Here is a 21,428-nt window from a genome sequence, read left to right on the forward strand (position 1 = left end):
CAGGGGGTCTCTCCTACTTCACGTGCTTCCAGAAATCAGACCCGTAATCGGGCTGCGCCGGCTTCAACTGCACGTTGTCGCCCTTGCCGACCACGACCATCGCCTGATTGTTCAGGCTCGTGGAACCAACATCCCAGTAGCCGCTGTGGCCATGGGTGTCCGTCGTCATCTGATGGGCGCCGAAGTCCGGGTCACTCGGGATGACGAAGTAGTCTCCGCCGTGGCCATAGCGGCCGATGTCCGGAACCGGGTCTCCGTCGGCCTCCTCGTTCCACACGTGCCCCTTGGGCACGTCCAGTTCGTCGGCGCCGGACACCCTGACACCGGGACTGCCCGCGAAGACGATGTCATCGGCGTTGAGAGTGCCCTTCTCGGCCGCGGCACCGATCAGGGTTGTTCCGTACGAATGGCCGATGAGCGTCCGGTGCGCCGGTGCGTCGCCTGTGTGGGACACCCCAAGCCCGTCCAGGAATTTGTTGAACGCCGGGGCGCCGTCGTACGCATAGTGACTGAACGGTGCGTCCTTGACGACGTCGTCCGGAGCGTCGTAGCCAAGCCAGGTGATCGTGGAGACGGTCTTGCCGTCGGCCTGGTCGTGGGCCCTGCGCCAGACGTTGGTCATACGGTCGATGTTGCCCCCGATACCGTTCAGATCCGACGTCGTACCCGGCACATAGACCGCCTGGTGGTCGGCGGTGTCCGGGTTTCCGTTGGCGATGATCGCGCGGCCGTCGTCGTCGGCGCCGAACCCCAGTAAGTAGGCCTCGGGAAGCCCGCGTTCACCGGTCTTGTCGAAGCGCTCCTGGATGCTCTTCATGCCGTTGAGCGACTTGGTGAGGTGGTCGTACCGCTCGCCGTACTTCTTGTACCAGTCCATCCATTCATCGGTGTGCACCTTGGATGCGAAACCGCCGCCGCCGTTGATGTACGTCCACTCGTTGGCCGGTGGCTTCGGGATCGAGTCCAGGTCCAGCTGGTACCGGGCCCTGGTCTCGTCGAAGACGACGCGGTTGGCCTCGTCGCGGACGGACGAGGGCAGCCCGTCCAGCTTGCCGACGGAGTCGGGCTGGAGGGAGATCCACGCCGCCTGCTGCTCGGGGCTGAGCCCCTTCCACCAGGTCGCGTTGTCCTTCGGGCCGCCGTCCTTCGGCGGCTGCGGCAGGGAGTGGAGGTAGTCCTTGCCCGCGTCGCGGACACCGTCCGTGTCCGACTTCGCGTCCGCCCAGTCCCGGTCGGACACCACCAGGTCGTCGTCGGCCTTGAGCGCGCGCAGCTTCGGCGCCCACTTCGCGTCGGCGTCCGTGGCTTCCTTCAGGGCATCGCCGATGCGGTCGGCGAACTCCACAGCCTTCTTGAAGTGGGGGTTGGGGTGCATGTTGACGGCCTGGCGCTCCATGGCCGCCGCCCCTGGGTCCGTCGGGGTCGGGCTCGCGGAGACGGTGCCGCCCTCCGGTACCTTGCCGTCGACTTCCTTGCCGCCTGCCGGGAAGGTGACCGAGCCGTCCGCGCCGACGGTGCAGCCGGCCGCCTTGGCGTCCTCCAGGGCGGCCTCCAGCTTCCGCTTGGCCGCGGCCATGTCGAAGGCGAACCCGTTCAGTGCCGTACTGGCCAGCCCGCACTCGGTCTGGGCGTAGTGGAAGTCCTTCGATAACTCCGCCAGCTCGCGCAGGGCGGCCTTCGCCGCCTCGCCTTCGAGCTTGTTGCGGATGCCCGCCGAGATCTGGTTGTCGATCGTGTCCTTGGCCGATCCGGCCATCTCACTCGTGGCCCGGTACCCGTCGGCCGCTTCCTGGTACTCGGACGGCTTGAGGGCCTTCAGCGTCGCAAGATCCATGGCTGTCGATCACTTGCCCTTCGTCTGGCCGCCGAGCGCCTCGGTGTCCTGGTACTTGCCGTGGATCTTGTCGAGCTCGGCCTTCACGTCCGCGTCGGTCATCGCCAGGTCGAGCCCCGTACGTTGCAGCAGACCCGCCAGCTCGTCGCACCGGCCGCTCACGTCACCGACGTACTTCTTCCAGGAGGCCAGCAGCTCCTTCTGCGCCGCCGCCGACTCGCAGCCGTCCGTGCCACCCAGCCCTGACTGCCCGTCATCCAGCTTCCCCAGCGCCTTGCTGATGGCGCCCTTCAGGCCGGACAGGTCTTCACCGGCCTTCGCCCAGGCATTCTTGTTCGACTTCAGGCGGTCGTACCCCACACCCACGGGGTCCGAAGCGTGATTTAACTGCATACGAGTCGAGCCACGCGCTGCCGCGTGGGCCTTCAGTTGCTCCCACTCGTCCCAGGACATGTGTGTGACGCCCCCGTCTCCCGTTCAGCGAGAAGGTAAGGATCAGATCAATCTCTTACCTGGTCGAGGGCATCGTAACGCGGCTGTCCCACCAGCCTCCTGGGCAACAACGACAAGGGGTCCCCGCTCATACGCCGTGATCAGCGCCAACGCCCCGGTGCTGCCGAAGCGGGAGAGGGACGTACGGCTGCCGGCGCGGCGCTACTCCAGCCAGGTCCCGGCGCGCATGATGACCCTGCCGCGCAGTTCCGGCTCGCCGCGCCAGGCGCGTACGGTCTTCGGCGCCACGCGGATGTACACGAAGGGGCCCTCTTCCGCGCGCGGGTCCCACCCGAACTTGGCCGCGAACGCCTCCGCCGCGTCCGCGGGCACCTTCTGGTCCGGGAAGCACTCCGCCTCCCCGTGGACGAGCACCACGTCGGCGGTGTCCGGCAGTGCCAGGCGCACGCGCGGTTCTTCGCGGAGGTTCCGCACGGTTGCGGAGGCGGCGCTGGTGCACAGCCACACCGCTCGGCCATCCCACAGGAACCACAGCGGCACCTGGTGCGGTCCGTGATCGGGGTGAGCCGTCGACACCCATAGGTCCCGCTCGGTGGCGAGCCGTTCCAGGGTGTCGCGCCTGCGTTCCGCCGGCCGGCGATGAGTGATGCCCGTGGTCTGCATGAGCGCCGACCCTAGCCAGGAGGCTCACAGCGCGCATGAGGCGAGCGACCTACACCCGACGACCGAGGAATTTAAATGCGTTGGGCCCGCCGACTTGCCGCTGGTACCGTCTGGGCAGCCGTGAGAGAACGCGAGGAGGTGAGACCCATGAAGGCTGGATCGGTGTGGGTGCTCCCCCTTGTCGTCACGGTGGGCGGTTGACGTAGGTGTCGCCGGGAGCGCCTCGGACAAGGCACTCCTGAGAGGCAACACCTATGAACCATGAACATTCCACTTCGGGCGCGGACCACCATCCGGTGGTGGTCACGCGAGTCTCGGACACGCAGTGGCACGCCGTGGAGGACGACCGCACGGTCGGCCGCGGCGACGCTTCACGCCGACCCGACGGGCGGCTCTTCATCAGCATCGACGCGTGGCACGGCGCGGTCTTCGACCGCATCGCCGACGCGATGCTGGCGGACCTGCCCACACCGCTGTACACCGTGGTCGACGAGGCCGACCAGGACTCGGCATCCGCGTGGGAGCGGGCGGGTTTCACCGCCGCACGCCGCGAGTGGGGCTGTCTCGTGCCCACCGACCCGCAGATCACCGGACTCGGCTCGGTGCGGCCCCCCTCGGGCGTGACGATCGTGCCCGCCGGCGAGGCCGCGGCGGACCGGCTGCGCGCCCTGGACCGCATCGTCCGCGACGAGGTCGAGGCCGCCGTGGGATGGCGGACGATGCCGGCCGAGGTGCTGCCCCGCCCGGCGGGGACCACCGTGGTCGACCCGTCGAAGTACGCGGTGGCGCAGCACGTGGACGCGTACGTGGGACTGGTGCGGGTGACTCCGCCGAGCCGGCAGCCACGGATCGGGCTGATCGCCGTGCGAGCCGACTGGCACCGCCGCGGCATCGCCCGGGCGCTGCTGGCGCACACGCTGGGTTCGCTGCACCGCTCCGGGACCGCCGCGGCATGGGCCGAGGTGGACGAGTCCAACGCGGCGGCCACCGCCCTGTTCGAGAGCATCGGTGCCCGGCGCACGGCCGGCGCCCTGGAACTCATCCGTCACTGACGAACCGTCGAAGAGAGAAGTGAGAGAGCATGACGAAGACTTCAGGGGGCGTGGAAGTCGAAGGCACCGTCGTCGAGTGCCTGCGCAACGCCACCTTCAAGGTGGAGCTGGAGAACGGGCACACGGTGCTGGCCCACATCAGCGGCAAGATCCGGAAGAACTACATCAAGATCCTCCCGTACGACCGGGTGCTCGTGGAACTCAGCCCCTACGACCTCACCCGCGGCCGGATCCGCTACCGGTACCGGTCATAGCGGAAGGAGTCGGCCGGCCCGCTCGGCCTAGGCCGGGCTCGTGACCGCCGTCAGCCGGTGCACGTCCCGGGCCGTGCCCGTCACCCCGGACAGGAAGCCCTGCGCTCGCGGGGACGCGTTCTCCGTGAGCCAGGTCGGGTCGATGTCGCAGACGGCGACGCGCACCCCCGTGCCGGCCAGTGCCAGCGGCAGGGTGTGGACGACCGTCGACGGGAAGCTGAGGATCGTACGGCCGATCGGGCCCCGGCGGGCGATCAGCTCCAGGGGGAGATCCGGGCGGACGACCTGCAGGCCCGTCTCGGCGGCCAGACGGTGGAGTTTGTCCGCGCTCTCGCGGCGGTGTGCGAAGTAGCGGGTCGCGCCGTGGGCCTTGGCCAGGTTGCGGACGGCGTCCAGGTAGCGGTCGCCGTCCACGACCCCCGTCTCCACCAGGGACGTGCCGACCATGTCCGCGCCCTTGCTGATGCGCGGCGGCCCGAAGCGGGCGCGGGTCCAGGAGAAGTCGTTGGCCGTGACCGCCACCCCGTCCGGGGTTTCCGTCACCGGCATGGAGGAGAAGACCTCGACCCGGCGGTGGGCGCTCGGCCTCAGACGGCGGCGGGCCGAGGAGGACACCGGGGCGAAGAGCAGGTCGCGCGCCCCGCGGCGGCCGCCCTTGCGGTGCCAGCGGACGAGCCGTTCGCCCCGGGCCAGCTGGGTGACGAACTCCATCGTCGCCGTGCCGTCGTCGACCACCACGAGATCCTTGGCACGGGTGATCGTCAGCAGCAACTGCACATAGCGCGAGAACGGGTCTCCCATGACGATGCGGTCCGCCCGTCTCAGGGCCCCCGCGAGGCCGCCGATCGTCTGGAACGGGGCCGCCGGGCCGCCCCGCGCCTCCTCCCAGCGCACCCGGTACCCCTCGTCCCGGGCCAGGTCCGCCATGCGGCGCAGCTGGCCCCGGGTCATGGGGTCGGTTGGGGCCAGGACGACGACCGTGAGATCCGCGCCGGCCGGTGGCGTGTCACCGGCCACTGTCCGCCGCACCTGCGCCGGCACGGACGGCAGCGGGTCCGGATCCGCGCCGCGCAGGCCCCGCAGATGCGCCCACTCCAGCACGTTCAGCAGCTGGACGGGGCTCTCCACGAAAGCGAGCGTGCGGGGAGGGTGGCCGGTGTGACCGGCGCGGGGGCTCATCGGTGTACGACCGTCCCGTCGTAAGTGACCTGGATTCACACCGAGACCGGCTCGCCCGCCGCCGCCGCGATCTCCGCCTCGGCGACGACGCCGGCGACGCGGCGCAGCTTCTTCATCGGGCCCAGCTCGGAGTCGTAGACCTTCTTGACGCCGTCACCGAGGGAGGCCTCGATGGTGCGGATGTCGCGGACGAGGCGGGTGAGGCCCTGCGGCTCGACGGAGGCGGCCTGGTCGGAGCCCCACATGGCGCGGTCGAGGGTGATGTGGCGTTCGACGAACACCGCGCCCAGGGCGACCGCGGCCAGCGTGGTCTGCAGGCCCGTCTCGTGGCCGGAGTAGCCGATCGGGACGTTCGGGTACTCCTTCTCCAGCGTGTTGATCACGCGGAGGTTCAGCTCCTCGGCCTTCGCCGGGTACGTCGACGTCGCGTGGCACATCAGGATGTTGTCGGAGCCGAGCACCTCCACCGCGTGGCGGATCTGGCGGGGGGTGGACATGCCGGTGGAGAGGATGACCGAGCGGTTCGTGGCGCGCAGGGCGCGGAGCAGTTCGTCGTCCGTCAGGGAGGCACTCGCCACCTTGTGGGCGGGCACGTCGAACTTCTCCAGGAAGGCGACGGCCTCGGTGTCCCACGGGGAGGCGAACCAGTCGATCCCCTTCTCCTTGCAGTACTCGTCGATCTGGCGGTACTCGTCCTCACCGAACTCCACGCGGTGGCGGTAGTCGATGTAGGTCATCCGGCCCCAGGGGGTGTCGCGCTCGATGTCCCACTGGTCGCGCGGGGTGCAGATCTCCGGGGTGCGCTTCTGGAACTTGACCGCGTCGCAGCCGGCCTCGGCGGCCACGTCGATCAGCTTGAAGGCGTTCTCCAGCTCACCGTTGTGGTTGATGCCGATCTCGCCGCAGATGTAGACGGGACGGCCGGGGCCGACCTCGCGCGAACCGAACGTGCGGATGCGGGAGTTGCTGCTCATGGGGGAGATGTCCTTACTTGGGGAGGGAATCGAGAGAGGGGCCGAGGATCCAGCTGGCGATCTCTCGGATCGCGCCGTCACCGCCGGGGACGGTGGTGACCGCGCGTGCGGCGCCGCGTACGACGTCGTGGGCGCTCGCGACCGCCACGGGCCAGCCGACGAGGGCGAAGCACGGCAGGTCGTTGACGTCGTTGCCGACGTAGAGCACGCGCTCCGGCGCGATGCCCTGCTCCTCGCACCACTGCTTCAGGGCGAGGTCCTTGCGGTCGATGCCGTGCAGCACCGGGAGCTTCAGCTTCCGGGCGCGGGCGGCGACCACAGGGTTCTGTTCCGTGGACAGGATCAGCATCTTCAGGCCGCTGCGCCGCAGGGCCGCGATGCCCAGTCCGTCGCCGCGGTGCACGGAGACGAACTCCCGTCCGTCGGAGTCGATCAGCACCCGGTCGTCGGTCTGGGTGCCGTCGAAGTCGAGGACCACGGCGTCGATGTCGTCGTGGGCGGGCAGCGCACCCGGGCGGTCCGCGTCGAACAGCGGGGCGAGGGCCCGAGCGCGCGCCAGGTCGTGCGGGTCGTCGATCTCCAGGACCCGGGCGGGGTCGGTGCGGACGAGTTCCGTACGGCCGAAGAAGCGGTGCCGGTGCTTGCGGAAGCCGGGCGCGGCCATCGCGTAGGCGGCGCCGGTCTCCAGGAAGTCCTGGGGGCGGTCCTGGCGGCGCGGGCGGTAGGACTTGTCATGGTTGACGCCGTGGCCTCCGGCGGTCGGCGCGGGAGCGGCGTGGCCGCCGCCGGCCGCTGCGTCCGCCGAGCCGGTGCCGGGCCCGGCTGCCGGGCGTGCCGGGAGCGTGGGTTCCTCCGCTGCCGCCCGGCCTTCGGTCAGCGTGCCGGTGGGCGACGGCTCGCCGTGCGAGGCGAGTCCGTCGACCGCGTCCCGCCAGACGAACCCGTGGAACGGCGCGACCGTCAGCGCGGTGTCCGCACCGCCTTCGATCACCGCCGACGCGACGCCGTCGATGTCCTCGCGGACGAGGAACGGGCTGGTGCACTGCACCAGGAGGACCACGTCGACCGCCGCGCCGTGCAGCGCCTCGTGGGCGTCCATGGCGTGCAGGACCGCGGCCTCGGAGGTCGCCGTGTCCCCGGCGATGGCGGCCGGGCGCAGCACGACCTCGGCGCCGGCCTCGCGGGCGGCGGCGGCGATGGCCTGGTCGTCGGTGGAGACGACGACGTCGGTCACCAGCCGGGCGGCCCGGCACTCGCGCACCGCGCGCGCCACCAGCGGGACCCCGCCGACGGGCGCGAGGTTCTTCGCGGGCACGCCCTTGGAGCCGCCGCGCGCGGGGATCACCGCGAGCACCCGGCGCACCGTCGCGCCTCGGCCCGCTTCCGGGTTCGACATGGGGTCCACTCCTTGGAAAGAGGTCACAGCTCCCCCATCCGGCGGATCACCGGGGCGACCCGCTGCACGCCGTGGCGGTAGGCGCCCCGCGCGGCGCGGCGCACGATCTGGCGGACCGGCCCGGGCTCCTTGTCGGCGGCGGGCGCGCCGGGCAGCGGGACGCCGTCCGGGCCCAGGTGGTGCCGGGCGAGGATGCCGGGCAGATAGCCGGGCGCGGTCTCGGGGGTGTAGTAGGGGGTCAGGGGCGGCAGGCCGCCGGGGCGGTCCAGCAGCTTGGCGATGCGCTCGCGGGCCGTGTCGAAGGCCGTGCCGTACGTGCCGTCGGCCGCCACCCCCTGCCGGGCGACCCACTTCCCGTCGGCCACCGGCCGGTGTCCGGCGTCGAGCTGGTCCCAGGAGGCGAGGCAGCCGGAGCCGGTGAAGTGGTGGTTGCCGAGCACCTCGCGCACGCCCAGGTCGGTCAGGATCACCGTGGGGATACGGCGGTGCAGGGCCTCCAGGGCGGCGGTGGAGCTGACGGTGACGAGGAGGTCGGTGCGGTCCAGCACCTCGCCCATGTGGCCGTACACCAGCCGGAAGTTGGCGGGCAGGTCCTTGCCCTGGGCCAGCTTCTGGTACGGGGTCTCCTCGATGTGGGTGGTGTGTTCGCCCGGCTTGGAGCGCAGCTTGAGCAGCACCTCGCGCTCGGGGTGCCTGCGGGCGTGTCCGATGAGCCGGTTCAGCAGGTACGTACGGTCCTTGCGGCTGTCGGGGACGGACGGCTGGGCCGCGAACACCACGGTGTACGGGTCGTGTTCACCGGTGTACGGCGCCCCGCCGAGGAAGGGCAGCGCGACCTCGGTGACCGAGGAGGCGTCGGCCCCCACGCCCTCGTACACGGCCCGGAACCGGTCCGCGTCATGACGCGAGTTGGCGAGGACGAGGTCCGCGCCGTGCCGCAGCAGCAGTCCGTCGGCGAGCTTCTCGTAGACCACACCGACGTACCCGGTGACGACGACGGGACGGGCGCCGGTGCCCGCCCAGGTGGCGCGCAGCCCGTGCAGCATCGCCTGCACCCCGCCGCCGACCAGAGCCAGGACGAGGACGTCGTACGACGCGTCGCCCATGGCGCGCAGGAATTCGACTCCGGTGACCTCGCGGAGGGAGTCCGCCCGGACGCCGACCTCCTTCAGCTGACGGGCTGTCGGGGTGGCTCGTCCCCGCAGGAGGTAGCCGTCGAGGCGGATCCCGGCATCGGCGGGGGCGAGGCGCTGCGCGGTGAGCGCGCCCCACTTCCACCGGGTGTCGGAATCGGCGAGGACCGCGACCCGCAGGGACTTCGTAGCACTTGCTGGCACGCCGAAGACGCTAGGAAGGCATTCCGAGGTTCCGCCCAACCGGAATGCAACAAACGGTTAACAGCACATCGCCGAATGGCGAATCGGGCCGTGAAGGCGCCCGGAAAAAGCCTGGTTCACAGCTTCGCCATGTGTCGTTCACCCGGCATCAAGCGGACGGCCAAGACGAATGACGGGCTTCGCCCTAACGTCCCTGACGTGGTCAAGCTCTCCGTCATCGTGCCGTTCTACAACGTGCAGCAATACGCGCCCGACACGCTCAGGAGCCTGAAGGCGAACGCGCGTGAGGACTTCGAATTCATTCTCGTCGACGACTGTTCCCGTGACGGGACACCAGAGATCCTCGCGCGCGCGGAGCGCGAGCTGCCCGGGGCCGTGTACGTCCGGCACGAGCGGAACGGAGGGCTGGCGACTGCCCGCAACACCGGTATCGACCGGGCGCGCGGCGCCTACCTGACCTTCCTGGACGGCGACGACTGGCTCGCCCCCGGCTACTTCGCACAAGCGGTTTCCGCCATGGAGGAGTTGGGCTGCGACTTCATCCGCACCGACCATGTGCAGTGCACCGCTCGGTCGCGCCAGGTGTTCCGGGTGCCGGTCGGCCGGCGGAACGTGGTGCTGGACCCGCGGGCGGCGATCCTGCCCGCCGACCGGTCGACGTCCGTGGACTACGCGTACGCGTGGGCGGGTTTCTACCACCGGCGGCTGGTCGACAAGGGGGTGCTGCACTTCACCGACGGGCTGCGCACGGCCGAGGACCGGCCGTGGATCTGGAAGTTGCACCGGGAGGCGGAATCCTTCGCCGCGGTGAGTCTGCTCGGTGTGTTCTACCGGCGCGGAGTCGCCTCCTCGCTCACCCAGATCGGTGATGTCCGGCAGCTCGATTTCATTCGCGCGTTCGATCAGGTCATCACGGAAACCGCGCAGGACCGGGATGCCGGCCAACTGCTCCCGAAGGCCGTCCGCACCTATTGCGCCATCATTTCCCATCATCTGGGATCCATCGAAAGGTTCGAGCCCGCGGTGGCGAAGAAACTGAAATCCATGAGTGCCGCCGCCCTGCGGCGCATGCCGCAGGACGTGCTGGACGAGGCGCTGGACTCCATGGACCTCCAGCGTGCCACCAAGCTGCGCCGGCTGCGCCGCCGTCCCGCCCCCGCGGGGGCCGCCGCGTGACCACCCAGATCTTCCAGGCGTCGACGCTGTACGGCACGGCCACGCTCGCCGCCGCCCTGGACTCCGGCTGTTTCCGCCCGGCCGACCGGCGGATCCTGCTGGTCTGCAACAACGCGGCCACGCCCGAGACCACGCCCGCGCTGGACGAGGCACCCGGCTTCGGGAAGCTGCGCGACCGCTTCGACGACGTGATCCTGTACAACGACACGATCTTCCCGTTCCACCCGGGCGGCTGGGCGCCCCGGGTGGACGACATGCCGCTGTGGGAACGCTTCCTGCGGCACGAGTGGCAACTGGGCGCCGATGACGTGGAGTTGGCCGTCGAGTCGATCCAGGTCAACCCGTCGCTGGCGCTCGCGCAGATCTTCACCGGCGCCCCGGTGACGGTGTACGCCGACGGCCTGATGAGCTACGGCCCCACCCGCAACAAGATCGACCCGCTGGTCGGCACCCGGGTGGACCGGGTGCTGCACCTGGACCTGGTGCCGGGCCTGAAGCCGCTGCTGCTCACCGAGTTCGGCGTGCCGGGTGAGATCGTGCCGACGGCCGCCTTCCTCAAGGTGCTCGCCGAACTGGCGCCGTCCGGGGACGGGCTGCCGGAGGTCGAGGAGCCCGCGCTGCTGCTCGGCCAGTACCTCTCGGCGCTGGACATCCTCACCGCCGAGCAGGAGGAGAAGCTGCATGTACGCATGCTGCAGGGCGCGGTGGCGCTCGGCCACACCAGGGTGGTGTTCAAGCCGCACCCGTCGGCCCCGGCCCGCTTCACCCGCTCGCTGGAGCAGGAGGCGGAGAAACTGAAGGCCGAGCTGACCGTGGTCGACACGCCGGTCCTCGCCGAGGTGCTGTACCAGCGGATGCGTCCCGCGCTGGTCGTCGGCTGCTTCTCCACCGCCCTGCTCACGGCGCGGGCGCTGTACGGCCTGCCGGTCGCCCGGACCGGCACCGAGGTACTGCTGGAGCAGCTGACCCCGTACGAGAACAGCAACCGGGTCCCGGTCAGCATCGTGGACGCGCTGCTGCCCGACCTCGGTGACCGTGCCGCGGTCACCGGGCAGCGCACGGGCATGGCCGTCGAGGCGCTCGGCGCGCTGGTCCGCGCGGTGGGCTTCGCGATGCAGCCGAAGATCTACCCGCGGCTGCGCCCCGAGGCCGAGACCTGGCTCGCGCGGCACCTGGACCCGCACACCATGCGCTACTTCAAGCGCCGGCGGCTGTCCTCGCTGGCCCTGCCCGGCGGGGTGCCCGCCCAGCTGGCGTTCATCCCGCGCAACGCGACGGTCCGCCGGGTGGCCCGCAAGGCCCGCAGCCTGCGCCGGTCGTCGCGCCGTTGACCGCCGGGGGCGGGGCCGCACACGCGGCCGGGGAGCCATCGGCAGCTGGACCTTGCGACCGAACCAGGAGGGAACACCACACATGGCTGCTTCACGCCCCGGCCTCACCGCCGAACCCGGCCCTCTCATATCCCGGGTCACATCCCGGGCGGCCGCGGTGCCGCCGGGCTCCGGCGGGCGCCGGGGCCGCCTGCTCGCCCTGGACGGTCTGCGGCTCGTCGCCGCGCTGATGGTGTGCCTCTACCACTACGCCGGCCGCGGCGGCCCGGTCTCCGCGTCGTGGCACGGGAGCCCGGCCCAGCTCTTCCCGGTCCTGTCCCGGGCGGCCGTCTACGGCAACTTCGGCGTGCAGTTCTTCTTCGTGATCAGCGGTTTCGTGATCTGCATGAGCAGTTGGGGCCGCACCCTCGGCGACTTCTTCCGCTCCCGCGTCGCGCGTCTGTACCCGGCGTACTGGGTCGCGCTGGTCCTGATCACGGGGGCGTCCGTAGCGCTGCCCGTCGTGGTCCACCCGGTCCGGCTGGACGAGTTCCTCGTCAACCTCACCATGCTGCAGCAGCCGATGGGCGCGACCCGGGTCCTCGGCGTGTGCTGGACGCTCTGGGTGGAGGTGCGCTTCTACGCCCTCTTCGCCCTGCTCGTCGTGGTGCGCGGGGTCACCCACCGCCGGGTCGTGCTGTTCGCCTGCGTCTGGACCCTGGCGGCCGTCCTGTGCCACTCGTCCGGCAACGAGCTGCTGGACCAGGTGGTCATGCCCGAGTACGCCCCCTTCTTCATCGGCGGCCTGGCGCTGTACCTGATCCACCGCTTCGGCGGCGACCTGCTGGCGTGGGGCGTCGTCGCGATGTCCTGGCTGCTCGCCCAGAGCGAGGCCACCCGCGGCCTGTGGGGCCCGCATCCGCACCGTGACCCCTACGTCGTCATCCTGATCGTCACCGTCGCCTTCGCGGCCGTCGCCGCGGTGGCGGTGGGCTGGACACGGTGGGCCTCCTGGCGCTGGCTGGTCACGGCCGGCGCGCTGACGTACCCGTTCTACCTGGTCCATGAACACCTGGGCTGGTTCGTCATCCGGGTGCTGCACCGGGGCCTCGGCCTGCCCGCGTGGCCGACGCTGCTCGTGACCGTCCTGGGCATGCTGCTGCTGGCGTGGCTGATCCACCGGTTCGTGGAGAGGCCGGTCGGGCCGCGCCTGAAGCGGGCTCTGAAGACGCGGGGGCGACTCGGGGTCTAGGGGGTTTCGTTTGGATCAGCCCGGGTCCGCGACGCCCGGCGCCTGATCCGACCCGATCCGAACGAAACCCCCTGGACTCTCCGCTCAGCTGATCCCGTACCGCGCCCCGATGCCCGCGACCACCAGTGCCAGCCCCTCCTCGAACTGCTCGTCATAGCCGTCGAAGAGCAGCTGTCCGGCCTCCGCGGCGAGCGGGTACCCGGCCATCCGCCGGGCGCGTTGCTCGACGTCGTACCCCTCCCGGCGCTCGCCCGGCAGGGGTACGACGCCCTGTTCCTCGGTGACGAAGCCGATGGTGTACGCCGTCGCCGTACGCCCCGCGTGGACCGCCTGGACGAGGGTGAAGCCGGCGTCCGTGAACAGGCGCAGGTTCGCCTCCAGCTGGGCGGCGTGGTCCGTGCCCGTGAAGCGTGAGCCGCTGAACACCTTGGCCCCGTCGCGGTAGCCGAGCAGCGCGGCCCGCAGTCCGCGGTTCGTCCTCAGCAGTCGCTCCTGCCAGGTGTCGGCGGGGTCGAGCGCGACACCGGCGAGCATCCGCCGGTACATCTCCGTAGCCATCTCGTCCAGCAGCGCCTGCTTGTCCTTGAAGTGCCAGTACAGCGCGGGCGCCTTGACGTCCAGCTCCTTGGCGATGGCCCGCAGGGTGAGGCCGTCCAGGCCGACCTCGTTCAGCAGGCGCAGCGCGGTGCCGGCGACGCGTCGGCGATCCAGGGGGGCACGTTTCTCGGGGCTCACACTTGACAGCTTAACAGCGTTAAGGGCACGCTCATGGGCAACGGAACTTAACAACGTTAAGGAGAAATGTGATGGATGTTCTGATCGTGGGCGCGGGCCCGACCGGTCTGACCCTCGGCATCGACCTCGCGCGACGCGGGGCGGAGGCGCTGGTGGTGGAGCGGGCCGAGGGCCTCTTCCCCGGCTCGCGCGGCAAGGGGCTGCAGCCGCGCACCCTGGAGGTCTTCGACGACCTCGGGGTGGTGGACGAGGTCCGCGCGGCGGGCGGTCCGTACCCGGCCCGGATGATCTGGAGGAACGGCGAGCGGACCGGCGAGCAGCCGATGTTCGACGCGATCGAGGCGGATGAGGGCGCGCCGTACACCGAGCCGCTGATGGTCGCGCAGTGGCGCACGCAGGAGGTGCTGTACGGGCGGCTGGCCGAGCTGGGCGGGGCGGTCTCCTTCGGGCGCGAGGTGACCGGCGTCGGGCAGGACACGGACGGCGTGACCGTGCGGTTCGCCGACGGAACGACCGCCCGCGCCCGATACGCGGTCGCGGCCGACGGCGGCCGGTCCGTCGTCCGGCGCGCGCTGGGCGTCGGCATCACCGGGGAGACGGTCGACCCCGCGCCGTTCCTGGTGGCGGACATAGGGCTGACGGGCCTGGACCGCGACCACTGGCACACCTTCCCGGGCGCCGACGACACCGGCGTCGCCCTGTGCCCCCTCGCCGGCACGGACGACTTCCAGCTGCAGGCACGCCTCGCACCGGGCACGGAGCCCGACCTGTCCCTGGACGGCGTCCGCAAGCTGGTGGCGGCGTACACGCACCTGGACGCCGCGGACGTCACCCGACTGCGCTGGGCCTCGGACTTCCGGCCGCGCACCGGCCTCGCGGACCGCTTCCGGGTGGGCCGGGTGTTCCTCGCGGGCGACGCGGCCCACGTCCACTCCCCGGCCGGCGGGCAGGGCCTGAACACCAGCGTCCAGGACGCCTACAACCTGGGCTGGAAACTGGGCGCGGTGCTGCGGTCCGGGGCGCCGGACTCGCTGCTGGACACCTACGAGGAGGAGCGACGGGCGAACGCCGCGGCCATGCTGGACCTGTCGACGGGCGTGCACCGCGGCGAGGTACGGCGCGGAAAGGCGACCGGGCAACTCGGCCTGGGCTACCGGGAGTCGTCGCTGAGCGTGGAGACGCGGGGCGAACCGGCCGGCCTCCGGGCGGGCGACCGCGCCCCGGACGGCACGGTGTCCGGCGTCCGCCTCTTCGACGCGTTCCGGGGCCCGCACTGGACACTGCTCGGCGCGGAGGCCTCCGGCGTCACCGGCGTGCGGGCGCTGCCCGCGGTGCCGGAGTCATACGGCCCGGGTGTCTTCCTGGTCCGCCCGGACGGGTACGTGGGCTGGGCGGGCGACACGACAGCCGGGCTGGACGCGTATCTCACCCGGGTCGGCCACCGCTAGACGCTACGCGCTGGCCAGCGTCAGCTTCACGGCGAACCCCAGGAACAACGCCCCGGCCGCCGACGTGGCCGTCGCGGACAGCCGCTTCCGCCGCCGGAAGGCCGCGGCGAGCCGCGTCCCGCTGAATATCAGCGCGCTGAGATAGAGGAAGCTGGCCAGCTGGGCGAAGGCGCCGAGGACGACGAAGGACAGCGCCGGGTAGGCGTAGTGGGGGTCGACGAACTGCACGAAGAAGGCGACGAAGAACAGGATCGCCTTGGGGTTGAAGAGGCTCACGACGAACGCGCGCCGGAAGGGCCGCTCGTCGGTGACGGCGGTGGCCGCGGCCGAGTCCTCCAGGGTCTTCTCCCGCCGCGTCCGCCACATCTGCCAGGCGGCCCGCAGCATGCCGATCGCGAGCCAGGTCAGATATCCGGCACCGGCGTACTTCACGATCCCGAACAGCACGGCGTTGGCCTTCAGCAGCGAGGCGACCCCGGCGGCGGACAGCGTCATCAGCGCGGTGTCCCCGCACCAGACCCCGGCGGCGGCCGTGTAACCGGCCCGCACTCCGCGCCGGGCGGCGACGGACAGGACGTAGAGGGAGTTGGGGCCGGGCAGCAGGACGATCATGATCAGTCCCGCGAGGTAGGTGGGGAGGTCGATGACGCCGAACATGGGAAGGAGTGTCGCACGGGGGTACGACACTCCGGCTCAGAACACCTCCGACGGCTCGTACGCCCCCCAGACCCCGCGGAGCGCCCCGCACACCTCCCCCACCGTCGCCCGCCCCCGCAGCGCCTCCCTCATCGGGTACAGCACGTTGTCCTCACCCGCCGCCGCCTTCCGCAACGCGTCCAGCGCCGCGTCCACCGCCCCCTGGTCCCGCTCGGCCCGCAGCTTCGCCAGGCGCTCCGCCTGCCGGGCCTCGATGGCCGGGTCGACGCGCAGCGGCTCGTACGGCTCCTCCTCGTCCAGCTGGAAGCGGTTCACGCCCACGACCACCCGCTCCCCGGAGTCCGTCTCCTGGGCGATCCGGTAGGCGTTCCGCTCGATCTCGGCCTTCTGGAAGCCCCGCTCGATCGCCGCGACCGCCCCGCCCAGGTCCTCGACCCTCCGCATCAGGTCGACGGCCGCCTCCTCGACCTCGTCCGTCATCCGCTCGACCGCGTACGAACCCGCGAAGGGATCCACCGTCGCCGTCACGTCCGTCTCGTGCGCCAGCACCTGCTGGGTGCGCAGGGCCAGCCGCGCGCTCTTGTCCGTCGGCAGCGCGATCGCCTCGTCGAAGGAGTTGGTGTGCAGGGACTGGGTGCCGCCGAGGACCGCCGCCAGGGCCTGGACGGCGACCCGGACCAGGTTCACCTCCGGCTGCTGGGCCGTCAGCTGGACCCCGGCCGTCTGGGTGTGGAAGCGCAGCATCAGCGACTTGGGGTTCCGCGCCCCGAACTCCTCCCGCATCACCCGCGCCCAGATCCTGCGCGCGGCGCGGAACTTGGCGACCTCCTCCAGCAGCGTCGTACGGGCCACGAAGAAGAAGGACAGGCGGGGCGCGAAGTCGTCCACGGACATCCCCGCCGCCACCGCCGTACGGACGTACTCGATGCCGTCCGCCAGGGTGAACGCGATCTCCTGGACGGGTGACGCGCCCGCCTCGGCCATGTGGTAGCCGGAGATCGAGATCGTGTTCCACTTCGGGATCTCGGCGGTGCAGTACTTGAAGATGTCCGCGGTCAGGCGCAGGGAGGGCTTCGGCGGGAAGATATACGTCCCGCGCGCGATGTACTCCTTCAGCACGTCGTTCTGGATCGTGCCCGTCAGCCGGTCGGCCCGTACGCCCTGCTCCTCCGCCACCAGCTGGTACAGCAGGAGCAGCAGTGCCGCCGGCGCGTTGATCGTCATCGACGTCGAGACCTGGCCGAGCGGGATGCCGTCGAACAGCGCCCGCATGTCATCGATCGAGTCGACGGCCACGCCCACCTTGCCGACCTCGCCGTGTGCGAGGGGCGCGTCGGAGTCGTGGCCCATCTGGGTGGGCAGGTCGAAGGCGACCGAGAGGCCCGTGGTGCCGTGGGCGATCAGCTGCCGGTAGCGGGCGTTGGACTCGGCGGCCGTACCGAAACCGGCGTACTGGCGCATGGTCCAGGGGCGGCCGGTGTACATGGTCGGGTAGACCCCGCGGGTGAACGGGTACGCGCCCGGTTCGCCCAGTTTCCCGGCCGGGTCCCAGCCCTGGAGGGCCCCCGGTCCGTAGACCGGTTCGACCGGCAGTCCCGACTCCGACTCACGCGCCATGGATGCCTCCGCAGTACGTCCTGTCACCCCTCACCATGCCCCGTCGTTCGGCGGCGGTCACGCGGGGAAGCATCCCCGGCATGAGGATCTCGCGAAGACCGGCCGCCGTACTCACCTCGGCCGCCGCCCTTACCGCACTCACCGCCCTGTGCGGCTGCACCGCGCAGCCCCCGGACACCGACGGCAAGCCCAGGGCGCCGGTGCACGTCCTGCCCCCGGAACAGACCGCCACACCCACCTCCGGAGAGACGTCGGGACTCACCCCGGGACAGACGTCCGGGCAGGCGCCCGATCAGCCCTCTGTCCCGGTGAATCCCACCCGGACGGCCCAGCAGTCACCGGCCGTACCGGCCGCACCCCGGCCGCGGGTGCTGTGGTCGCGCGGCGACAGCGGGCCGGGGGTGCGGGAGCTGCAGGCGCGGCTGCGCCAGGCGGAGTGGCTGTTCGACGGGCCGACGGGGTCGTACGGCCCGCTGACCGAGCAGGCCGTCAGGGGCTTCCAGGGCAAGCGCGGGCTGCCGCAGACCGGGCAGACCGACTCCGTCACCTGGGAGCGGCTGGTGCGGATGACCCATGCGCCCGGCACCTGGGAGCTGTACCGGATGGGCGGCCAGCCGGCCGGTCCGCCCGACCCGCGCTGTATGACCGGGCGTGTCCTGTGCATCGACAAGACGACGCGGACGCTGCGCTGGATGGTCGACGGCCGGACGCTGTCGACGACGGCGGTGCGGTTCGGGGCGCAGTACACACCGACCCGGGAAGGTGTCTTCCACGTCTACTGGAAGGCACGGCACTGGGTGTCCACGCTCTACCACTCGCCGATGCCGTACGCGATGTTCTTCAGCGGCGGCCAGGCCGTGCACTACTCGTACGACTTCGCGGCGCGCGGGTACGCGGGCGGTTCGCACGGGTGCGTGAACGTCCGGGACGAGACGGCGATCGCCCGGTTGTTCGCGCAGGTGCGGGTGGGCGACAAGGTCGTCATCCACTGGTGAACCCGGTGGGAATCCGCTGGTGACGACGGGTGGGGAGGGGTTGCGGGGCGCGGGCGGGACCGGGGGAACGTGTCCCGCCCGCGCCAGGTGCACGAGCCGTGGGTACGGGGGGAACCCCGGCTCAGTGCTACGGCCGATGACCAGTCGGCTCACTCATTACTGCGTCCGGGGCTCCGAAAACGTCACACCTTGCGGGAAGAAATTTTCTTGAAGCACGAAACCGCAGGTCAGGGGCGGTGAGTCGGGGCCGGCTTCCGGGCTGGGACGGACCCGGCGCCCTCACCGAGCCGGGCCGTGGCACCGGCACCGCCCTTGCCGGGATGCCGGTGACCGCCGCCGCCATGGCCCGGATGACCGGGGCGGCCCCGGCCGGGGTTGCCCTCGTCGTCGCCCGCGCCCTTGTCCTTGCCGCCGCCCTTGCTCTTTCCGCCGCCGTCGCCCTTGGCCTTGCCGCTGTCGCCGCTCCCGTCGCCCTTGCCGCCGTTCTTCATGCCGTCGGCCAGGTCGGCGACGGACAGGACGAGCTTGCAGTACCGGCTCACGCGTGCGCTGCCGCCCGCCAGGTTCTCCAGCGCGCGCCGGCGGCCCGCCTCCAGTTCCCTGCCGTCCCGGAGGTCCCGGCAGGCCCCGGCCGCGTCCTTCCACCGGCCGCCGGGGGTGCCGGAGGGTTCACCCGCGCCCGGGGTGTGGCTGCTGCCGGTGCGGTCGTCCGGTCCGGTGGCCTCGCCGGAGGAACCGCCGCGGTGCGCGCCCGGCCCCTGCGTCGCGCCCCCGGGCGGGACCGAGGCGAACGGCGTGGAGGTCGCGTCGGCGGAGGGGGAGGCGGAGGCGGAGGGGCCGGGCTCCTCGGGCCCGAACGGCGTACGCAGCATCCCGCTCCCGGCGGCCATGGCGACGCCGCCGAGCGTGCCCGCGGTCACCACGGCGGCGAGCGCCAGGCGCACCGGGCGGCCCCAGCGGGGGCGGCGGGCGGTTCCGGTACGGCCCGGGGCGCCGATGCGGATCAGGCCCTCGCCGGCACCGGGCACGGCCCGGCGGGAGCTGCCGGGGGCGGGGACGGGGGCGGTCCGTTCGGCCCCGGCGGCATCACGGGCCTTGCGGAACGCGGCCAGGGCGGCCTGTTCACCGGGGAGTTCCCCGGTGGCCGGGGCGGCCTCCGCGGCGAGCGCGCCGAGCGCCCGGGAGAGGCGTTCGGCCTGGTCACGGGCGGGGGTGTCGACGGCTTCCAGCGACTCACCGCGCAGCAGGCGTTCCGCCGTCTCACGGTTCAGCCACTTGTCCTGCTCGTCGGCCATCACATGTCCTTCTGCGTCCGCGCACGCGTATGCGTCACAGTTGCGGACGACACCGCGCGGCCGCGCGGTTCTCGCTGGGGCGGGAGTGCGTCCAGCACGCCCGCGGATTCCGGATCCTCGCCGAGCAGCTCCGCGAGCCGCTTCAGACCGCGGTGCGCCGCGGTGCGCACGGCACCGGCGCGCTTGCCGAGGGTCTCGGCGGCGCTCTTGGCGTCGAGGCCGACGACGACCCGCAGGACGACCGCCTCGGCCTGGTCCTGCGGGAGCCGCGCGATGAGGGAGAGGGTGCTGTCGGTGGCCAGGGCCTCGATGGCCTCGCCGGCCGTGTCGGACTCGGCGGCCCGGCCGGTCAGCTCCGTCTCGTCGCCGCCTATGGCGGGACGGCGGCCGCGCATGCGTATGTGGTCCAGGGCGCGGTTGCGGGCGATCCGCGCGGCCCAGCCGCGGAACCGGTCGGCGTCTCCGCTGAACCGGTCGAGGTCGCGGGCGATCTGCAGCCAGGCCTCGGACGCGACGTCCTCGGCGTCCGGATCACCGACCAGCGTCCGCACGTATCCGAGCAGCCGTGGCTGCACGGAGCGGTACACCGTACGGAACGCGGTCTCGTCTCCGTCCTGTGCCGCACGCACCGCGGCGGTCAGCTCCGCGTCGTCCCCCAGCACCGCACTCCCTTTACGCCTGTTTGCCGGTCGGCGCGAAAGGCACGTTACGGCGTGAAACCGCTCGCCGTCCATGTCCGTAGAAGATGCAACTAACTCGTGACCGGGTACGGATGTGCGCAGGGTGAGGGCCGACGGGGCCGGGGTGTGACAGAAAACGCACTCATGGCGCTGTATCAAGTACGGGTCGCGCGCGGCCCGTCCGCGCGACGGCCGGGGCCTCTCCTGTGGGGGGTGGCGGCCCCGGCCGTTCGCTCAGCACGGGGTGCGCCGGGTGACGAGGATTACTTCCCACACCTGGTAAGACACCCGCTGGTACGACACCCGCTCCGGGAGCCCACGCGACGACCGTCACGCCGGCCCGGAACGCGGCGACCACGACTCCCCGCCGCCGCATCACCTGTTCCCGGCCCGGTGTCAGGCACGCCTGTTCCCGCCCTCGTCCGCCGCTCCCCCGGCGCCCAGGTGCCGGGCGAGGCGCTTCAGGCCGCGGTGCGCGGCCGTGCGGACGGCGCCGGGGCGCTTGCCGAGGACGCGTGCGGCGGCCGGGGCGTCGAGGCCGACGACCACCCGCAGCAGCACCGCCTCGGCCTGGTCGCGCGGCAGCCCGCGCACCAGCTCCAGCGCCCGCCGGGTGGACAGCGACTCCAGGGCCTCGTCGTGGGTGCTGTGCCGGCCGGGCAGCGCCAGCACGTCCTGCTCCAGCGGCGCGGCCCGGGGCCGTACCCGCCGGCGGCGCAGCTGGTCCAGGGCGCGGTGCCGGGCGATGGTCGCGGTCCAGCCGCGGAAGCCCGCGCCGTCGCCCTGGAACCTGCCGAGGTCGCGGGCGATCTGCAGCCAGGCGTCGGCGGCCACGTCCTCCGCGTCCTCGCCGACGAGGCCGCGGAGATAGCCCAGCAGGGCGGGCTGCACGATCCGGTAGGCCACCGCGAAGGCGGCCTCGTCGCCCTGCTGGGCGCGCGCGACGGCCTCGCCCAGCTCCCGGTCCCGCGGCTGCGGGCGCCGGGGTTCCCCTCCCTGGCCCAAGGCGTCCTCGTTCGTGCCGAGTTCATGGCCACCGCGTGGCTCGTTCCTCACGGTCCGACACGCTCCGGCCGTGTCCCCGCCTCCACGATGACCTGCGCCGCGCCGCACAGAAGTGT

Annotated in this window: 20 protein-coding genes; 7 read left to right on the top strand and 13 right to left on the bottom strand. The window is 71.8% G+C overall.

Features of this window, described 5'->3' with window-relative positions; translation table 11 throughout:
• Positions 1 to 13 precede the first annotated feature (13 nt).
• The 3 genes from ABT171_RS02195 to ABT171_RS02205 form a co-directional block, all read right to left on the bottom strand.
• A complete protein-coding gene (locus ABT171_RS02195) occupies positions 14 to 1,834 on the bottom strand; it encodes an alpha/beta hydrolase (RefSeq protein WP_351238788.1) in 1,821 nt (606 codons plus the stop codon).
• Positions 1,835 to 1,843: 9 nt separating this feature from the next.
• A complete protein-coding gene (locus ABT171_RS02200; protein WP_351238790.1) occupies positions 1,844 to 2,287 on the bottom strand; it encodes a hypothetical protein in 444 nt (147 codons plus the stop codon).
• Between the two features lie 201 nt (positions 2,288 to 2,488).
• On the bottom strand, positions 2,489 to 2,950 hold the full coding sequence (locus tag ABT171_RS02205; RefSeq protein ID WP_351238792.1) for a pyridoxamine 5'-phosphate oxidase family protein: 462 nt from the start codon (positions 2,948 to 2,950) through the stop codon (positions 2,489 to 2,491).
• A gap of 254 nt (positions 2,951 to 3,204) precedes the next feature.
• Here ABT171_RS02205 and ABT171_RS02210 point away from each other — a divergent pair, with 254 nt between their 5' ends.
• Both ABT171_RS02210 and infA read left to right on the top strand, forming a co-directional pair.
• Complete coding sequence (locus ABT171_RS02210) at positions 3,205 to 4,002, top strand: GNAT family N-acetyltransferase (RefSeq protein ID WP_351238794.1); 798 nt, start codon at positions 3,205 to 3,207, stop codon at positions 4,000 to 4,002.
• 29 nt (positions 4,003 to 4,031) lie between these two features.
• The gene (gene infA / locus ABT171_RS02215; protein WP_351238796.1) at positions 4,032 to 4,256 is read left to right on the top strand and encodes a translation initiation factor IF-1; all 225 of its coding nucleotides are present in this window, start codon (positions 4,032 to 4,034) and stop codon (positions 4,254 to 4,256) included.
• A gap of 27 nt (positions 4,257 to 4,283) precedes the next feature.
• On the opposite strand, the gene ABT171_RS02220 is transcribed toward infA, so the two are convergent.
• Genes ABT171_RS02220 through ABT171_RS02235 form a run of 4 tightly spaced genes read right to left on the bottom strand, consistent with a single transcriptional unit; the run spans position 4,284 to position 9,142 of the window.
• A complete protein-coding gene (locus tag ABT171_RS02220; protein WP_351238798.1) occupies positions 4,284 to 5,435 on the bottom strand; it encodes a hypothetical protein in 1,152 nt (383 codons plus the stop codon).
• A 35-nt stretch (positions 5,436 to 5,470) separates the two neighbouring features.
• Positions 5,471 to 6,409, bottom strand: coding sequence for an N-acetylneuraminate synthase family protein (locus ABT171_RS02225; RefSeq protein WP_351238800.1), 939 nt, complete (start codon positions 6,407 to 6,409; stop codon positions 5,471 to 5,473).
• A 13-nt stretch (positions 6,410 to 6,422) separates the two neighbouring features.
• Entirely contained in the window at positions 6,423 to 7,805 is a 1,383-nt protein-coding gene (locus ABT171_RS02230; RefSeq protein ID WP_351238802.1) for a cytidylyltransferase domain-containing protein, read from the bottom strand.
• Positions 7,806 to 7,828: 23 nt separating this feature from the next.
• On the bottom strand, positions 7,829 to 9,142 hold the full coding sequence (locus tag ABT171_RS02235; protein WP_351238804.1) for a DUF6716 putative glycosyltransferase: 1,314 nt from the start codon (positions 9,140 to 9,142) through the stop codon (positions 7,829 to 7,831).
• Between the two features lie 198 nt (positions 9,143 to 9,340).
• Between ABT171_RS02235 and ABT171_RS02240 the strand changes: the two genes are divergently transcribed.
• From ABT171_RS02240 to ABT171_RS02250, 3 genes are all read left to right on the top strand, one after another.
• Positions 9,341 to 10,318: a glycosyltransferase family 2 protein gene (locus tag ABT171_RS02240; protein ID WP_351238806.1), complete on the top strand. Its 978-nt coding sequence runs from the start codon at positions 9,341 to 9,343 to the stop codon at positions 10,316 to 10,318.
• Complete coding sequence (locus ABT171_RS02245; protein WP_351238808.1) at positions 10,315 to 11,649, top strand: alpha-2,8-polysialyltransferase family protein; 1,335 nt, start codon at positions 10,315 to 10,317, stop codon at positions 11,647 to 11,649. The genes ABT171_RS02240 and ABT171_RS02245 overlap by 4 nt, the downstream gene beginning before the upstream one ends.
• 82 nt (positions 11,650 to 11,731) lie before the next feature.
• Positions 11,732 to 12,880, top strand: a complete 1,149-nt coding sequence (locus tag ABT171_RS02250) for an acyltransferase family protein (protein WP_351238810.1) — start codon at positions 11,732 to 11,734, stop codon at positions 12,878 to 12,880.
• Between the two features lie 84 nt (positions 12,881 to 12,964).
• Here ABT171_RS02250 and ABT171_RS02255 read toward each other — a convergent pair whose 3' ends face one another.
• Positions 12,965 to 13,615: a TetR/AcrR family transcriptional regulator C-terminal domain-containing protein gene (locus tag ABT171_RS02255; RefSeq protein WP_351238812.1), complete on the bottom strand. Its 651-nt coding sequence runs from the start codon at positions 13,613 to 13,615 to the stop codon at positions 12,965 to 12,967.
• A 71-nt stretch (positions 13,616 to 13,686) separates the two neighbouring features.
• Here ABT171_RS02255 and ABT171_RS02260 point away from each other — a divergent pair, with 71 nt between their 5' ends.
• Positions 13,687 to 15,063, top strand: coding sequence for an FAD-dependent monooxygenase (locus ABT171_RS02260; protein WP_351238814.1), 1,377 nt, complete (start codon positions 13,687 to 13,689; stop codon positions 15,061 to 15,063).
• A gap of 3 nt (positions 15,064 to 15,066) precedes the next feature.
• Here ABT171_RS02260 and leuE read toward each other — a convergent pair whose 3' ends face one another.
• Together leuE and ABT171_RS02270 are read right to left on the bottom strand one after the other, a co-directional pair.
• Complete coding sequence (leuE, locus tag ABT171_RS02265; RefSeq protein ID WP_351238816.1) at positions 15,067 to 15,720, bottom strand: leucine efflux protein LeuE; 654 nt, start codon at positions 15,718 to 15,720, stop codon at positions 15,067 to 15,069.
• A gap of 36 nt (positions 15,721 to 15,756) precedes the next feature.
• Complete coding sequence (locus tag ABT171_RS02270; RefSeq protein ID WP_351238818.1) at positions 15,757 to 17,337, bottom strand: acyl-CoA mutase large subunit family protein; 1,581 nt, start codon at positions 17,335 to 17,337, stop codon at positions 15,757 to 15,759.
• 80 nt (positions 17,338 to 17,417) lie between these two features.
• Between ABT171_RS02270 and ABT171_RS02275 the strand changes: the two genes are divergently transcribed.
• Complete coding sequence (locus ABT171_RS02275) at positions 17,418 to 18,332, top strand: L,D-transpeptidase family protein (protein WP_351238820.1); 915 nt, start codon at positions 17,418 to 17,420, stop codon at positions 18,330 to 18,332.
• A 227-nt stretch (positions 18,333 to 18,559) separates the two neighbouring features.
• On the opposite strand, the gene ABT171_RS02280 is transcribed toward ABT171_RS02275, so the two are convergent.
• The 3 genes from ABT171_RS02280 to ABT171_RS02290 all read right to left on the bottom strand — a co-directional run bounded on the left by ABT171_RS02280 (position 18,560) and on the right by ABT171_RS02290 (position 21,312).
• Positions 18,560 to 19,627, bottom strand: a complete 1,068-nt coding sequence (locus tag ABT171_RS02280) for a hypothetical protein (RefSeq protein WP_351238822.1) — start codon at positions 19,625 to 19,627, stop codon at positions 18,560 to 18,562.
• Positions 19,627 to 20,289, bottom strand: coding sequence for an RNA polymerase sigma factor (locus tag ABT171_RS02285; protein ID WP_351238824.1), 663 nt, complete (start codon positions 20,287 to 20,289; stop codon positions 19,627 to 19,629). Before ABT171_RS02285 ends, ABT171_RS02280 begins: the two co-directional genes overlap by 1 nt.
• Before the next feature lie 414 nt (positions 20,290 to 20,703).
• Positions 20,704 to 21,312, bottom strand: a complete 609-nt coding sequence (locus tag ABT171_RS02290) for an RNA polymerase sigma factor (RefSeq protein WP_351239119.1) — start codon at positions 21,310 to 21,312, stop codon at positions 20,704 to 20,706.
• Between the last annotated feature and the right edge of the window lie 116 nt (positions 21,313 to 21,428).

Source organism: Streptomyces sp. NPDC001851 (genome assembly GCF_040297165.1).
Taxonomy (GTDB): Bacteria; Actinomycetota; Actinomycetes; order Streptomycetales; family Streptomycetaceae; genus Streptomyces.

Bases quoted from the DNA above. Each gene is read 5' to 3' on its own strand.
- ABT171_RS02250 (WP_351238810.1), top strand. From the start codon at position 11,732: ATGGCTGCTTCACGCCCCGGCCTCACCGCCGAACCCGGCCCTCTCATA.
- ABT171_RS02260 (WP_351238814.1), top strand. From the start codon at position 13,687: ATGGATGTTCTGATCGTGGGCGCGGGCCCGACCGGTCTGACCCTCGGC.
- ABT171_RS02230 (WP_351238802.1), bottom strand. From the start codon at position 7,805: ATGTCGAACCCGGAAGCGGGCCGAGGCGCGACGGTGCGCCGGGTGCTC.
- ABT171_RS02195 (WP_351238788.1), bottom strand. From the start codon at position 1,834: ATGGATCTTGCGACGCTGAAGGCCCTCAAGCCGTCCGAGTACCAGGAA.
- ABT171_RS02200 (WP_351238790.1), bottom strand. From the start codon at position 2,287: ATGTCCTGGGACGAGTGGGAGCAACTGAAGGCCCACGCGGCAGCGCGT.
- infA (WP_351238796.1), top strand. From the start codon at position 4,032: ATGACGAAGACTTCAGGGGGCGTGGAAGTCGAAGGCACCGTCGTCGAG.
- ABT171_RS02210 (WP_351238794.1), top strand. From the start codon at position 3,205: ATGAACCATGAACATTCCACTTCGGGCGCGGACCACCATCCGGTGGTG.
- ABT171_RS02275 (WP_351238820.1), top strand. From the start codon at position 17,418: ATGAGGATCTCGCGAAGACCGGCCGCCGTACTCACCTCGGCCGCCGCC.
- ABT171_RS02270 (WP_351238818.1), bottom strand. From the start codon at position 17,337: ATGGCGCGTGAGTCGGAGTCGGGACTGCCGGTCGAACCGGTCTACGGA.
- ABT171_RS02280 (WP_351238822.1), bottom strand. From the start codon at position 19,627: ATGGCCGACGAGCAGGACAAGTGGCTGAACCGTGAGACGGCGGAACGC.
- ABT171_RS02205 (WP_351238792.1), bottom strand. From the start codon at position 2,950: ATGCAGACCACGGGCATCACTCATCGCCGGCCGGCGGAACGCAGGCGC.
- ABT171_RS02220 (WP_351238798.1), bottom strand. From the start codon at position 5,435: ATGAGCCCCCGCGCCGGTCACACCGGCCACCCTCCCCGCACGCTCGCT.
- leuE (WP_351238816.1), bottom strand. From the start codon at position 15,720: ATGTTCGGCGTCATCGACCTCCCCACCTACCTCGCGGGACTGATCATG.
- ABT171_RS02225 (WP_351238800.1), bottom strand. From the start codon at position 6,409: ATGAGCAGCAACTCCCGCATCCGCACGTTCGGTTCGCGCGAGGTCGGC.